Annotated in this window: 12 protein-coding genes; 11 read left to right on the forward strand and 1 reads right to left on the reverse strand. The window is 64.0% G+C overall.

Going from position 1 to position 13,892, the window contains the following annotated elements:
• The first annotated feature begins 31 nt into the window (after positions 1-31).
• The 8 genes from DID98_RS22045 (at position 32) to DID98_RS22085 (ending at position 8,113) form a co-directional block, all read left to right on the forward strand.
• The gene (locus DID98_RS22045; protein ID WP_044846637.1) at positions 32-958 is read left to right on the forward strand and encodes an AraC family transcriptional regulator; all 927 of its coding nucleotides are present in this window, start codon (positions 32-34) and stop codon (positions 956-958) included.
• A gap of 91 nt (positions 959-1,049) precedes the next feature.
• On the forward strand, positions 1,050-1,745 hold the full coding sequence (locus DID98_RS22050; protein ID WP_124522337.1) for a hypothetical protein: 696 nt from the start codon (positions 1,050-1,052) through the stop codon (positions 1,743-1,745).
• Between the two features lie 1,125 nt (positions 1,746-2,870).
• Positions 2,871-3,194 carry a hypothetical protein gene (locus tag DID98_RS22060; RefSeq protein ID WP_124485384.1) on the forward strand — a complete coding sequence of 108 codons (324 nt, stop codon included), beginning with the start codon at positions 2,871-2,873 and terminating at the stop codon, positions 3,192-3,194.
• Positions 3,195-3,305: 111 nt separating this feature from the next.
• Positions 3,306-3,896: a hypothetical protein gene (locus DID98_RS22065; RefSeq protein ID WP_124485385.1), complete on the forward strand. Its 591-nt coding sequence runs from the start codon at positions 3,306-3,308 to the stop codon at positions 3,894-3,896.
• Between the two features lie 72 nt (positions 3,897-3,968).
• Positions 3,969-4,241 carry a hypothetical protein gene (locus DID98_RS22070; protein WP_124522334.1) on the forward strand — a complete coding sequence of 91 codons (273 nt, stop codon included), beginning with the start codon at positions 3,969-3,971 and terminating at the stop codon, positions 4,239-4,241.
• A gap of 44 nt (positions 4,242-4,285) precedes the next feature.
• Positions 4,286-5,839: a chemotaxis protein CheA gene (locus DID98_RS22075; RefSeq protein ID WP_124522332.1), complete on the forward strand. Its 1,554-nt coding sequence runs from the start codon at positions 4,286-4,288 to the stop codon at positions 5,837-5,839.
• 155 nt (positions 5,840-5,994) lie between these two features.
• Positions 5,995-6,579: a hypothetical protein gene (locus DID98_RS22080; protein ID WP_124522330.1), complete on the forward strand. Its 585-nt coding sequence runs from the start codon at positions 5,995-5,997 to the stop codon at positions 6,577-6,579.
• 112 nt (positions 6,580-6,691) lie between these two features.
• Positions 6,692-8,113, forward strand: coding sequence for a sigma-54 dependent transcriptional regulator (locus tag DID98_RS22085; RefSeq protein ID WP_124522328.1), 1,422 nt, complete (start codon positions 6,692-6,694; stop codon positions 8,111-8,113).
• Between the two features lie 58 nt (positions 8,114-8,171).
• On the opposite strand, the gene DID98_RS22090 is transcribed toward DID98_RS22085, so the two are convergent.
• Positions 8,172-8,663 carry a hypothetical protein gene (locus DID98_RS22090; RefSeq protein WP_044846642.1) on the reverse strand — a complete coding sequence of 164 codons (492 nt, stop codon included), beginning with the start codon at positions 8,661-8,663 and terminating at the stop codon, positions 8,172-8,174.
• Between the two features lie 375 nt (positions 8,664-9,038).
• Here DID98_RS22090 and DID98_RS22095 point away from each other — a divergent pair, with 375 nt between their 5' ends.
• The 3 genes from DID98_RS22095 (at position 9,039) to DID98_RS22105 (ending at position 13,892) form a co-directional block, all read left to right on the forward strand.
• A complete protein-coding gene (locus DID98_RS22095; protein WP_124522326.1) occupies positions 9,039-9,758 on the forward strand; it encodes a response regulator transcription factor in 720 nt (239 codons plus the stop codon).
• Between the two features lie 343 nt (positions 9,759-10,101).
• Positions 10,102-12,414, forward strand: a complete 2,313-nt coding sequence (locus DID98_RS22100; RefSeq protein WP_124571416.1) for a hypothetical protein — start codon at positions 10,102-10,104, stop codon at positions 12,412-12,414.
• Positions 12,411-13,892, forward strand: a complete 1,482-nt coding sequence (locus tag DID98_RS22105) for a virulence factor (RefSeq protein WP_260428102.1) — start codon at positions 12,411-12,413, stop codon at positions 13,890-13,892. The genes DID98_RS22100 and DID98_RS22105 overlap by 4 nt, the downstream gene beginning before the upstream one ends.

Here is a 13,892-nt window from a genome sequence, read left to right on the forward strand (position 1 = left end):
CGATTCAGGGAAATGAGGCGAGGAATCCGTCATGGACATGACCGATATCGCGGCGTCGCGCGAATCCGGGCGGCGCGAACTGGCGTCGCTGATCGGCCGTTTCGCGCCGACGGACGGCTCCCACTCCACGGCCGTGCCGGCGCTGATGCTGCATCGGCATGCGCATCCGGTCGATCTCGGCTGCGGCGTGTCGCGTGCCGCGCTCGTGATCGCCGCGCAGGGCGCGAAGCGCGTGATCGTGGCCGGCCAGGCCTACGAATACGACACGCGCAATTGCCTGATTACGTCGATCGACTTGCCGATCCTCTCGCGCGTCACGCAGGCGTCGCCCGACGCGCCTTACCTGTGCCTGTCGCTCACGCTCGATCTGCAGCGCATCGTCGAACTCGCGGCCGAGATGCGGCTGCCCGAGCCCGATGCGGGCCCGGAAGGCGAGGGCATCGCGCTCGCCGAGTTGACGCCGCCGCTGCTCGATGCCGCGCTGCGGCTGTTGCGGCTGCTCGATACGCCGGCCGACATTCCGGTGATCGCGCCGCTGATCGAAAAGGAACTGCTGTACCGGCTGATGACGAGCGGGCAGGGCACGCGGCTGCGGCACATGGCCGTCGCGAGCAGCCAGACGCACCGGATCGCGCGTGCGATCGAATGGATCCGCGATCACTACGCGGAGCCGATGCGCGTCGACACGCTCGCACAGGCGGTCAACATGAGCGTGTCGTCGCTGCACCATCACTTCAAGCACGTGACCACGCTGAGTCCGCTGCAGTACCAGAAGCAGCTGCGGCTGCACGAGGCGCGGCGTTTGCTGTTGCGGCAGGGCGGCGACGTCGGGTCGGTGGCGGCGACCGTCGGCTATGAAAGCGCGTCGCAGTTCAGCCGCGAATACAGCCGGCTGTTCGGCGCGCCGCCGATGCGCGATGTCGTGCATCTGCGCAAGAAGGAATTGCTCGGCACCTGACGGCAGTGCCGGTCGTGTCGACCGCATCCGGCCTGGCTTCGTCGCGCGATGCGCGGCTCGCCGGAACGGGATGACACGCAATCGATGTGCCATGGCCGCCGCACGCAGGCGCAACGGGACAGCGGAGCGTGCCGCCGCGCCGCGCACGAACTTCTGTTTCAAGCATGCATCCCGGGAACGGGCGAACCGATACGGAAAATGCCGGCAGGATGCGAACCGACGGGCCGAAACGCGCAATGACGCCGCTCCGCCCCGCACATTCTGCATGGATCGCGCGTTTCACGACCATGTTTCGCGCGATGAGATTAGCAGTCGAACTCGATTCGAAAATGTTTCTCGCGCGCAGCGCGTGTTCTCATCCCATCCGTTGGAGCACGATGGTTGCCGGTACTGGATGTCGGTGAATCGAAGGAAAACAGTAAAAATCGATAAAGTGTGTTCAAGGCCGCATGGCGCACCTGCCGTCGTTTTTTCCGATATGCGGCGTGAAAGCCATGTCGGCTTGCGTCGTATTTACCGGTTTTTGCCGCGCGTTCGCATCGCCGGCCGATGCTCGATATCGTCGGTATTTTCACGGATGAATCAATTGCGTTTCGCGGCGGCGGGTGCGCACGTCCGGAACGATAGCGATGTCGGCCGCGCGGGTCCCGCAGAACCGGTTGTCGCGCGTTTCGATTCACGATTTTTTCGCGTACGGGAAGGCTGCCGAACGGGCTGCGGCAGGCGGTTTGCCGGGGCCGAAATGTACATCGGCCGGGATATGCGACGGTGCAGTTCTCAAGTATGAAACATCCGTTCGACACCCCCTTGCGCGAGGCTCCGCGGGCCGCGTTCGTCCGCCTTTTCCGGCATTGCTTCGCGCCATTCGATGATCGGCGCGTGCTGCCGAGCGCTATCGCGATACATTCCTGAAACAAAAAATTCGATTCCCGGCGATATTGCGGGCGCCGCGAACGATACGCGACGCGCAACCATCGGTGGAATCACGCATGGCATGCCGTTTGCGATATTGGACGCACCGGCGAGCGGTCGACCTGATGCAACAAAGATGGGGGGGCGGCCCGTTCGTCAATAAGCAGTCGGGGAAATAGCGATGAAGACCAGAAGCAACAACTTGATGCGCGCATTCCTTGCGCACCCGTGGGGTAGTCGGACAGCTCGGAACAGGACTCGCGATGCAGTGCCAGCTTCGCGGGTTCGTTGCCGGTTTCCCGGTATCCGCGCGTTGCGCGTGCTGGACCGCCTGTCGTTTCTCACGACAACCGGCCGACAGCCGTGCTCCCCTTCATTCAGCTCGTCCGGATGGGCCATGCTGTCCGTGCCGGACAGCTCGACGCCGAATCGTTTCCGCTCGTGCCGACCCGTATCCGCTGCGCCGGGCCGATGCCGGCGGTGGCTGGACTAGCTCGCATACCCGTCGGCCGGATTGCCCGGAAGATCTTTGATCGGTAGCCCAGGGAGAAGCGATGCCGCCTGACTGTAATGCAGGCCCGTTATCGCCGCGATAACGCGCATGTTTTCGATGGCACTGCATTCACGGTAGATAACTGTACTCACGCATTTTCGATCGCTGAAGCGGATGCCATGTGCCGGTATGCCGTGTAAGCAAATTTCGAAAACGACTGATCCCGAATGGCGAATGCCTGTTTCCGGGTGCGTGCGTCGATTCGTTTTCCGATTGATAAATGATCGATAACTCATATCGAGAATAAATATAAAAATTTCGGAAAACTAAAAAAATACGAAACCAGGATTCGGATCGCCGAAAAATTGCGCGGCCATCGGATTCGAGATGAATAAATTCTTTGTAATTAGATAGTGATCCTTATGTTATGGGGATTGCTCAGGGCTGGAAAGTTGAAGGCGTGCAGCTTTCCTCGCTTGTTCCGTCCACGCCGTTATGGAGTCGACCATGAAGAAGCTTCTGATTGCAGTCGCAGTTCTGGCGGTTTCGGGTGCAGCATTCGCCGGCAGCGGCACGGTATCGACCAGCAATTCGTCGAGCGGCGGCTCGACGATTGCCGGGGTTGCCGGATTCGGCCATTTCACCGCGACCGATTCGGGTGCCGCACTCGGCGCAGCAGGTGCCACGGCTGGCGGCGGCAGCAGCGGTTCGATCTCGTACACGAGCCACGTCCAAACGTCGACGGTGGGCGGCTTCGGCTTCGGCGGCGCGCAAGCGGGCGGCAACAGCGGTGCGAATGCCGGCTCGATCGGCTGGACGTATCACCACTGAGCCGCGGCGCGCAGCGTTCGTCATTGGCTGGTGGCACGGACGCCGGGTTTCGTTTCGCGAGGGCGAGCCCGGCGACCTCGCCACCAAACTTTCTCACGGCAAGGAATTGCTATGAAAGCCAAAGTCATTTTAGCGACAGCGCTCACCGTCCTTTCGTCGGCCGTATTGGCCGCCGGTCCGTCCACGACCAACCAGACGCAATCCGTTGCAGCGGGTGTGTCCGGTTCGGTGCTGGTCGGCTCAGGCAGCTATACGAGCAATTCGAATTCGGTCGCGGGCGCAAGCGCAGGAAGTACCGTGACACCCGCTGGTTCCACCGGCACGGCATCGGCCTTCCACAACTCGACTTCGACGGCCAGCGGCTGGGGCTCGAACGGGGGCGCGTTCGCGGCAGGCGGCGGTATCGGTGCCGCAGGTTCGTACGGTGGAAACAGCAGCACGAACGAGAACGCGAATGCGCTGTCGGGAGGGGTGACCGCCACGATCGTCCTCGGCGCGAACCACTACACGGCCAGCGGCGGGAACGACCAGGGTATCGCCAACGCGGGTGCTGCCGGGTTGACGGGCAGCGGTGGGTCGGGCGCGATCGCGGGTTCGAATCACTACAACGCGTCGACCGTGTGGAGTACCGGTCCGGCCGGTTCGCCGTCTGCATCGGGCGGAAGCCAGGGGAGTTCGAGCGCGACCGGGAGCAGTCACTAGTCGGGTGCGGGGGACCAGTTTCCCAGCGACGCTGGTCTCTTTTCCGCACTGTTGTTCAAGTAAGGAGTTGGCATGAAGCAGAACCTGATTGCCGCCGCTCTGATGCTCGCGTCTCTGACGGCATATTGCGCTGACCGCGCTGCCGAGGACGTGCAATCAAATTTGCAGACGTCGAACCCTGCAACCAATCCGTCAGAACAACACACGCTTTCGTCGGGCAGTGCCATCGGCGCACCGGATTCCCTGGCGTGGCCGGGAATGTCGGGCGGTTCGTGGTCCCAGCTGGGTAGCGGCTGGAAGCAGTTCGGGGAAGCGGGCAAAGCTGAAGGCATTCGGGGGAATTAGTGCGGTTGCCTGGGTCGGAGGTCAAACCTCGTCCGGAGAGTGAAATGAACAGCAACAAGATCAGGGCGGCATGTGCCGCAATGTTCGCGATGGCCGCGATCGGTGCCCAGGCGCAGACTGCCGACTCGACTTCAAGTTCGCAGTCCTCGACGTCGTCGACGGCGATCAGCCAGGGCGGCGGCTCGAGCATGAACACGAACGTCACCAGTTCGCGCGGCGGCAACGCCAGCAGTGCCAGCACGAGCGGCGTGCGCGGCAGCGGCAATTCGAGCGTGAACGTGAACGTTACGATGCCATCCAGCACGAGCGGCGGCTCGAACGTGACGCCGCAGAGCGTGAGTTCGCTCCAGTCGGCCGGCTCACCCGGCACCAACCCCTACAACACCCAGGCGTCGGAAAACGTCAACTATTCGGGCACCCAGACGATCAAGACGAACCCGTCGATCCAGGCGCCCGGCCTCACGACCACGCTGTCCGATACCTGCATGGGCTCGGTGAGCGTCGGCGTGTCGTTCCCGGGCTTCGGCGCGACGGGCGGCACGACCCTGGTCGACCAGGCGTGCGTGCGTCGTCTCGATGCGCGGGAATTCCGCGCGATGGGGTTGACCGACGTCGCGCTCGCGCTGCTCTGCCAGAGCGATGCGAACCGGCGCGCGGTGGAAGCGACCGGGCATCTGTGCCCGGGGACGACCACGCCGCTCGCGCGCTCGAATGTGGCGCCGTCCGCCGAAGCGACCGTTGCCGACGACGTGAAGTATCGCGATCCGCTCGTGCGAAACCGCATGGGCCTGCCGCCGCTCGATGCCGCCGCGCCCGTGCTGACGCGCCCGGTGGCGACGACCGCGGTCCAGGCGGCGCCGATTCCGGTTCCGGTGCCCGCGCCGTCGATGGTCGCGCCGGCCGTCAGCGCGGTGCCTGCCGGGACGCAGGCGGCCGCCGTGAAGGCATCAGCGGCTGCCGTCGTGCCTGCCGTCGTCACCGCACCGGTTGCCGCGGCAGCACCGGCGGTGAGTGCTGCGCCTGCCGTTGCACCGGCTGCGATGAGCGCGGTGCCGGGTGCCGCCATCGTTGCCGCGGGGGGCTTCGCGGACAAGGCGCCGGAATCTGCGCCAGCGGTTGCGGACAAGGCGCCGGTACCCGCGCTGGCGGCCGCTGACATGGCGCCGGAACCCGCGTCGACGGTCGCCGACAAGGCACCGGAACCGGCACCGATTGCAACCGACACCGCAGCGCAAGCCCCGGCAGCGCTTGCCGTCGACGCGAAGGTGCCGGACACCGCGCAAGCCGCACCGGCCCCGGCCTACGCTGCAGCGCCCGAGCCCGCGGTCGATGCGAAGGCTGCCGAGCCGGCAACGCAGGCGGCAGCCGAAGCGCCCGCACCGGAGGCCGCGTCGCGCGCCACGGCGGCAGCCGCTGCCGACACGCCAGCCGTCGACGCAAAGGCGACCGGCTTGGTCGAATCCGCCGCCGCGCCCGCGCCGTCCGCCGACATGCCGGCCGCGCCGGATCCAGCCCCGGCCGCGGCCGACCAGCAGGTCGCCCCGGCCGCGCCGGCGATGCCGGCTCCGACCGTCATCTCGACGAGCACATCGTCGTAAGCACGCGGGCGACGCTTCCGCGCGACCGGCAAGCCGGGCCGCACGGGAACGCCGGGATCCGCTGTGCGACGCACGGTGCAAGTTGGACGGGTGTTGATCCCTCCCCGAGGTCAACACCTCTTTTTGCCTGACGAGGGTACGAGGAGGCCTCAATCATGAGGATCTTTTGGGTCGCGCTGCTGCTGGTCGACACACAAGCCGCCGCACAGTCGGTTTTCCAGAACCCCGCGGTCTTTGTCATCCTGAGCGAGCAGACCCTCGCGAACGCCGCGAGCGTCCAGCAGGCGCTGACGACGCTCGGCCGCGCGGACAACACGGCATGCGTGCCGATGATGATGGTCGGCGATCCGCAGATGGTCTACATGATGCCGGAGGAGGGACACGCCCCGTCGTGGCAATCGCCGGTGTACGGCCGCGGCGCGCCGTTCGAAGCGCAGAACGGGCCGACCGCGACCGGCAAGACGGTCGGCGCGATGCAGCACGCGCAGGACATGCAGACACAGCCGTGGAGCGACAGCAGTGCGATCACGCAGAAGATCGCCGGCGAGTCGAACCTGTCCGCGTCGGCGCGGGTCAGCGACTGGCGGCGCAAAGGATTGAACACGATCGAGACGGCGCCCGCGACGCAAGTGACGGTGAACGGCAAGACCTACCGCACGTATCGCGAGGAACTCAACCAGGCCGCGCGGCCCGTCGTCGAACCGCAGATCTACACGCAGCGTGTCGTGTTCTGCCGATGACGAAACTTTCCGGAGCGGACATGCCGGTAGCGCCGCGTGCGAGCAGGGAGGCTCGCCGCGTACCGCTTCGCGCCGCCCGCTCCGTCAGACAACCCTATGCGGCGAGGCCATCATGAACCATTGCTGCCAGATCAGACTGTCAGGCCCGCACGAGGACGAACGGGCCGCATACGCACCGCCGTTCGTTGCGGCCCGGCGTCACCTAACCGTGCTGTCGCGCCCGCTCGTCTATCTGTCGCAGCGTCCCGATGCGGGGCTCGTCGACTGTCTCGCGTCGCGCGGCTGGGAGGTGTGGCGCGCTAAATCCGTTGCGGACGCATTCAATCTCGTGAAGGCGAACCGCCTGCATGCGGGCATCGTCGATTTCGGCGGATTCGCGTCGCCCGACGTCGCGTCGTTCGAGGCGCTGCTGCGCGATCCGCGGATCGGCTGGGTCGCGCTCGCCGACGGCGAGCGGCTGCGCGATGGCACCATCGCGCGCCTGATTCGCCAGTGCTGCTTCGACTACGTGCGCAATGCGACGGCCTACACGACGATCGGATATCTCGTCGGCCATGCGTACGGGATGCTGAAACTGGCGGAAAGCGATCCGGCCGTCGATGCCGCGCCGCCCGACGGCGTGATGATCGGCGCGTGCGCCGCGATGCGCCGCCTGTTCGCGACGATCCGCAAGGTCGCGAACACCGAAGCCACCGTGTTCATCGCCGGCGAATCCGGCACCGGCAAGGAGTTGACCGCATCGGCGATCCACCAGCATTCGTCGCGCGCCGACGCGCCGTTCGTCGCCGTGAATTGCGCGGCGATTCCGTCGACGCTGCTGCAGGCCGAACTGTTCGGTCATGAGCGGGGCGCCTTCACCGGCGCGCATCAGCGCAATATCGGCCGCATCGAGGCCGCGCACGGCGGCACGCTGTTTCTCGACGAAATCGGCGACATGCCGTTCGAGAGCCAGGCGAGCCTGCTGCGGTTCCTGCAGGAGGGCAAGATCGAGCGGCTCGGTGGGCGCGCGTCGATTCCGGTCGACGTGCGGATCGTGTCCGCGACTCACGTCGATCTGGAGTCCGCGATGCAGGCGGGGCGGTTCCGCCCGGACCTGTACTACCGGCTGTGCGTACTGCGCATCGACGAGCCGCCGCTGCGCGCGCGCGGCCGCGACATCATGCTGCTCGCCGATCATGTGTTGCGGCGCTATCGCGGCGAAAGTTCGCACCGGATTCGCGGCTTCATGCCGTGCGCGATCGAGGCGATCCACAACTATGCGTGGCCCGGCAACGTGCGCGAGCTGATCAACCGGATCCGTTTCGCGGTCGTGATGACGAACGGCCCGCTGATCTCGGCCGCCGATCTCGAACTGAACCAGTACACGTCGCACCGGCCGCCGACACTCGCGGAATCGCGCCGTCAGGCCGAGCGGCGCACGATCGAGGAAACGCTGTTGCGGCATCGGCATCAGCATGCCGACGTCGCGGCGGAACTCGGCATCTCGCGCGCGACGCTGTACCGGCTGATGACCGCGCTCGGCCTGCACGGCTGACGCCGGTTGCGGCCGCGCGGCACGCGGCCCGACGTCGCGCGGCCCGCGGCCCGCGGCGTCAGGCCGGCCGTTCGAAGCCCGATTCGACCCAGCGTGCGGCGCTGGCCTTGTTGAGCTTGAACCCGGCGGACACCTTCGCATCGGCCAGCAGTTCGCCGTACGGGTCGAACGCCTTCAGTTGCGCATACGGCTCGAATTCGTCCGGCACGATGTCGAGCGTGACCGACACATCCTGCCCGTCGCCGTCCTGCACCGTCACTTCCTTGTGCAGCATCGCGCGGCGCTGCTGCTCGTGACGCATCAGCACCTCGGTCGCGGTCTTCACCAGCGTGCGGAACGCGTTCGCATCCATCGGCTTCGGGTTCTTCTTGTCGCGACCCATGGTCCACGGGCCGACGAGCGCGGGCTCGGCTTCGCCGTCCTTGATCATCTCGACGGCCCAGCCGTCGTCGTCTTCGTTCTTGATGATGCGGGCCGTCCAGCCGTTGTCGCGCCAGAGGCCGTCTTCGTGGATGGTGGTGTCGTCGGATTGCAGATCGGATTCGGTCATGGAGGAAGCGGGGAGTACGGGCCGCCGGCGAACGGGCGGGGCGCGCGGCCGGCAACGGCGCGCTGCCCTGGCCGGTCGCCCGGAATGGCATGCAAAGGCCGCAATTTTACCCCGCGGGCCGTCGGTGCGGCCCGTGCGACCCGTCACGTTGGCTGTCAGGACGAGGGCGATGCCAGCCAAACGGTCGGGCCGGCGCCAAAAATCAAACTTGTACTACGTTCCCGCGGGCCGCTCTATTCACCGTCCGATATCCCGTCCAAGCGTCGCCTCATAGAATAACGATCGGGATAAAAATATCTCGCTCGTAAATTCAACGCCACGCCGGTCGTACGCGCATTCCGCGCCGCGCGCCCGGTGAACCTTCTGGAACCGCGCATGGGGAAATTCAATATTCGCACCATCTTTGCATACGACTGGCCGTTGACGCTCGCCGGCATGGAGCACATTGCCGGCGACGTGTGCGCAATCGATCTCGTCGGTGTCTGCCGGACGCCGGACGAACTCGTCGCGACCCTCGACACGCTCGATTGCGACATCGCGCTGGTCGATTATTCGGTCCGCGGCGATGCGCAGATGAACGGCTTCGCACTGTGCGAGTGGCTGCGGCGCATGCGTCCGAACGTCGGGATCGTTGCGTTGGTCGGGAACGAGAACCCGGTGATCTTCCGTTCGATTCTCTCGCAAGTCGGCGCGAGCCTCGTGAGCAAGTTCGACGAGGTGGGCCATATCGTCACCGCGATTCACTCGAGCTATAGCGGCGGTCACTATCTGTCGCCGCTTGTGCGCCGCGCGCTCGATGCGTTGGCCGGACACGAGGCGCCGCCGGTGAAGCTTTCGACGCGCGAGATCGAGGTGATTCGCCTTTATCTGGCCGGCATGCCGATCAAGGCGATCGCGCAGCGGCTGAACAAGGGCAAGCAAACGGTCAGCGCGCAGAAGATCAGCGCGATGAAGAAACTCGGCGCGAGCAACGACATCGAGCTGGTTCAGCGAGCGGCCGCGCTGGGGCTCGACGGCGGCAAGGTTGCGGGCTGCCTGGACGGCGCGGAGCAGGCGGGGAGCCGAGAACAGGAATCACGAGCGCTATCTCGGTAGCAGTGACATTCCGGAATCTTTCTTAGGGCCGCGTCGACTGGAATAAGCGTTTGGTCGTCCTTCATATTGGACAGGTGCGACGCGTGATTGGCCAGCGCGTCGGCGCTTCGTCTTGCTGACGTCTGCGAAGGACCGATGCAGGGAATTGACGGGGCGCCGACTTGCATGCCTTCCACGATCGTCGGTCGGGGCGAAAGGAAGCGCGCGCCGATACCGCTCCGGCGCTATGTGCGGCATGGGGTTGCGCGTAAATGAAAGCGATCGGCGGCCGACGCAGACCGGTTCGGGAGACTGGCGACGAGGTTCATCAAGAAGAATGGTCAAGATATAAGAAGGAATGCAGATGAGTGATTCATTTCCAGATGCTCGTCCAGTAGCGGCCGCTCGAACGGCGGAGAGCTGCCCTGAATCCATAGCCCGAGACGGGCCGGCGCCGCGACCCGAACCGCCGCCGATCGTCGTCGGCCGCGTCGAAGGCGTGACGATGTTTGCGAAGAACACGCCGCTCATCTGTCTCAAGCAGATGCCATTGCCCGGTATCGTGATCTTCGTGCATGGGGTGAATTCCGAAGGCGAATGGTTCGAGGCGTCGGAGGAAGGGCTGTGCAAAGGCCTGAATCGCAGGCTCGGGCGTCTGGACGATCAGATGATGTATCACGGTATCGATGCCGGACAGCTGACGCCCGCGAAGTACACGGAGAGTGTGACGCCGGATGGGTTCTTGAACCCTGATTTGCTGGCAGACAATTACATCAAGCCCGATCCGTCGTTCTCACCCGTCATTCATTTCCGCTGGGGCTATCGCGCGACCGCTGCGGAATTGAAGGAGTACGGCGACAAGATCTTCCTGAACGAGAAGGACTATTGGGGCGGCGGGCCGTTCACCAATGGCTGCGCCAGTCTGCCCGATCTTTGGCACGGCGGTCTGGATGATCGAACGATGGGCTGGATGACCGTGCAAGGCATCAATCCGACCAATCGGCCGCTGTACCGCGCGCCGCCTCGAGCGTATGGCGTACTCGCGGCGCTGCGCTTGGCCAGACTGATCGAGTCGATCCGAAGCATGCAGGCCGATGTCCCGATTACCGTCGTATGCCACAGCCAAGGAAATATCGTGGGCCTCACGGCGGCGTTCTTCGGCGACGCATTCCCCGATGTCGAAGATCCGTGGGGGCGCACGGGCCACTGCGTGGCGGACGCCTACGTGCTGGCGAACGCACCGTACAGTCTCGCCAATGCTGACGGCCCGAACAAGTCCGACACCTTCATGGATTCATGGTCGCAACGCTCGACGAAAGACGGCAGCGGCCGGCGTGGACGACAAACCTACGCCGCGCGCACGAAGACATTCGGCCAATTCCTGTCGATCATCAGCGCTCGAAAAGCATACGAACAGCCTGCCGACAAAATCGATGAGGACATGGAAAACGAGCGGGTCTCGCCGACCAGCAAGCGGTCTTATGCGGCGCAAGAGGATCGCGCGAGGCACGGGCTGAATGAATCGACGTATGGCCGCGTCACCGCATATTGCTGTCCGCACGATCAGGTGATTTCGGCGGTGACGGTGCAAGGGATCGGCTGGCGCGGCATCAGCAAGCACGAACTCGACGATATCGGGGCAGCCGGCATCCTGACGCAACGGGTCTTTGCTTCCGGTTTCCCGGTTGGCGTGCAGAAACCGTACCGATACTGGGAAAACGATTGGCGGCATGGCAAACAAGGAACGAAGCCGGGGTTCTGGTATCCGCCGTCGCCGCCGGCCAAATTCAATCTCGTCGGCGCGGTCAAAGGAAATGAGTCGGTTCTGGGCGTGGCAGCGACGCTCGTGACTGCGCCACTCATGTTCGTCGTGACCGGCATCAGTTCGGCATTGAACATGCTCCGCGTGAACGCCGATCCGCCGAAGGGCTGGACAGTGGTGGCGGATGCCCCGGCGCTTGACGAGCCATTCCCGCCGAAGGCCTTGCGATTCGGCAAGTCAGTCGAGACCAAGGACGGCGACGCGATCAGCGACTTCAACGAAGGCAACGATCCGCCGGCTGCTTGGCGCGACGCGAGCAAGACCGATGCCGAAAAGCGAGCCGACGACCCCTACGACCAGTACAAGGCGAAGAACCAGGACAGTGTCGCCCGAGGTACTGCCGCAACCGAAGCCGGGCAGCGTTACGAGGACCGCGCATTGATGCGAATGGAGGCACGTAGGACATTGAACGCGGAGTGGCTAGACCGAGACGGCCACGTGATCGGCGAGGATGGCAAGAGCGCGATTCCGGAAGGCTACAAGGATTGGCGCGACAAGCAGATCGTCGATTGGCTCGATCGCGGTGCGACCAACAGCCCGACGAATCACTCAACGACGATGACCAACCCCGAGCATGCTGAAAAGGCGCTTGCGTATGACGTCGCGGTGGGCTTGTGCTACGTAACGGAGAAGCAACTCAAAGCGTTGCGTATAGAGGCGGATTGGAGGATGGGGGATGGAATCCCCTTGGAAAATCCGAACAAGAAGTACGTCGACTATTTTGCGTCTGGAACTCTCGATAGAACACCTCTCCCCGAATGGGTACACACCGAGAAAAGCGAAGGCAAGATGCCGCTCGCGATCGTGGATGAGCGGGAAGGTCAGCTTTATTTGAAGGTCGGAGGTGCCGTATGAGGGCACTGATTACTACGCGACCACGACGTATCGCCGTTGCCATTTCGGTTTGGTTAATCACCACTGTTCTCATGGCCTCGCTGATGGCTCATGTAGAACAACCCGACCCGGCACATTTGGAAGTAGGGGATTGGATGAAACGATACTTTGTTGTACCTGGACTGGCTGCGCTCACGGTGTTTCTCTTCACTACGGCCACGATGCGCTCCGCACACGCCGCCCCTGTTAGAGAGCCTGCGGCGAATTCAACACCAGCAGCCGAAGATCCGGCGAAGCCATTCACCGCTCAGGTTGTCGGGCTGATGTGGTTGAATCCGTTGCAACGGATGGACTACCCCACCGAATGGCAATTGTTATGGGCGCAAGGGCTTACCAAACCGAACAAGAATGACGACATGGTGCGCACGAAGCCCGAAAAATTTTCGTCACTTCGCTCCATCGGAGCATTGGTTTACGGCAACGAGGGCGAGGAAACGTTCAAGGGCTTCTACGCGAAGTACATTGATAAGTTCATTCTCCTCCTGCGCTCGCGCTACTTTAGCAACTCAGGTTACTTCTACACGGTAAAGCCAGAAAACCAAGGCCATTGGCGCGAACTCGCCGGCATACGCGTCGAAGCTGCCGTTCCGCCCCGACTCGATCCGGCCTTTGCCAAGTCGCGCATGGTCGACCGGATGATGAACTTCTTCGAAATTGGCCCGCCGTCACCCAAGACGCTTTGGAGCCGCGACACGCCTCCCGACGTGCAAATCACCCAAGGCGGCGCAAACGCCGGCTTCACGTCGCTGAACAACGCGCTGGACTACTTGCAGAAAAACCCCGACAAGACCGTATGGGTGATGAACTGGGACGCCCCGAACTTCCCGCCCACGGATGCGCAGATCAACGAGAACCTCGTCGTGCTGTTCCTCGCCGGCCCGAACTTCAACACCGAGCGCGAACCGCTCGCATGGATCGGCAAGGCCGCAACCGGCAACACGCACGATTTTTCGCCGAAGGTCGGCACGACGCGAACGGTGCAGGCATGGAAAGCCACGATCGACGAAGCAGCACGCAACGCCGGTGTCGCGGTCACGGACCTGAATTACATCGTCCACGACGCAGGTGTACCCAGCGACGCAGCGTCGTTACGCGTTGTCTCGCTCGCGCGGACGTTGACGGAAACCCTTCCGGAATACGACCACACGAATCAGACGTTCAACACGGCCGCCCTGCTCGGCGACATGGGAACCGGCAGCGCATTGACCGACGTCGCACTCGCGATCGGCCGGATCAACCACTTCGGCGGTAACGCCTTGGTCGCAGGCACGACCGATCCTGAGCACCCCGTCGCCGTCGTCGTCAGACCACCGTCAAAGCTCACGCCGATCGATCCGGACCAAGACTGGTTCCGCGCACGCGGCGGCAACAACGCGTACCTCCCCTGGTGGGGTCGTCGACACGACACCGACTACGGCATGCAAGGCTATTCGTGGTGA

Origin of the sequence: Burkholderia sp. Bp8984 (assembly GCF_003853755.1) — a bacterium.
In the GTDB taxonomy this organism is placed as follows: domain Bacteria; phylum Pseudomonadota; class Gammaproteobacteria; order Burkholderiales; family Burkholderiaceae; genus Burkholderia.

Coding starts and splice junctions, on each gene's coding strand:
- DID98_RS22045 (WP_044846637.1), top strand. CDS start 32: ATGGACATGACCGATATCGCGGCGTCGCGCGAATCCGGGCGGCGCGAA.
- DID98_RS22050 (WP_124522337.1), top strand. CDS start 1,050: ATGGCCGCCGCACGCAGGCGCAACGGGACAGCGGAGCGTGCCGCCGCG.
- DID98_RS22060 (WP_124485384.1), top strand. CDS start 2,871: ATGAAGAAGCTTCTGATTGCAGTCGCAGTTCTGGCGGTTTCGGGTGCA.
- DID98_RS22065 (WP_124485385.1), top strand. CDS start 3,306: ATGAAAGCCAAAGTCATTTTAGCGACAGCGCTCACCGTCCTTTCGTCG.
- DID98_RS22070 (WP_124522334.1), top strand. CDS start 3,969: ATGAAGCAGAACCTGATTGCCGCCGCTCTGATGCTCGCGTCTCTGACG.
- DID98_RS22075 (WP_124522332.1), top strand. CDS start 4,286: ATGAACAGCAACAAGATCAGGGCGGCATGTGCCGCAATGTTCGCGATG.
- DID98_RS22080 (WP_124522330.1), top strand. CDS start 5,995: ATGAGGATCTTTTGGGTCGCGCTGCTGCTGGTCGACACACAAGCCGCC.
- DID98_RS22085 (WP_124522328.1), top strand. CDS start 6,692: ATGAACCATTGCTGCCAGATCAGACTGTCAGGCCCGCACGAGGACGAA.
- DID98_RS22090 (WP_044846642.1), bottom strand. CDS start 8,663: ATGACCGAATCCGATCTGCAATCCGACGACACCACCATCCACGAAGAC.
- DID98_RS22095 (WP_124522326.1), top strand. CDS start 9,039: ATGGGGAAATTCAATATTCGCACCATCTTTGCATACGACTGGCCGTTG.
- DID98_RS22100 (WP_124571416.1), top strand. CDS start 10,102: ATGAGTGATTCATTTCCAGATGCTCGTCCAGTAGCGGCCGCTCGAACG.
- DID98_RS22105 (WP_260428102.1), top strand. CDS start 12,411: ATGAGGGCACTGATTACTACGCGACCACGACGTATCGCCGTTGCCATT.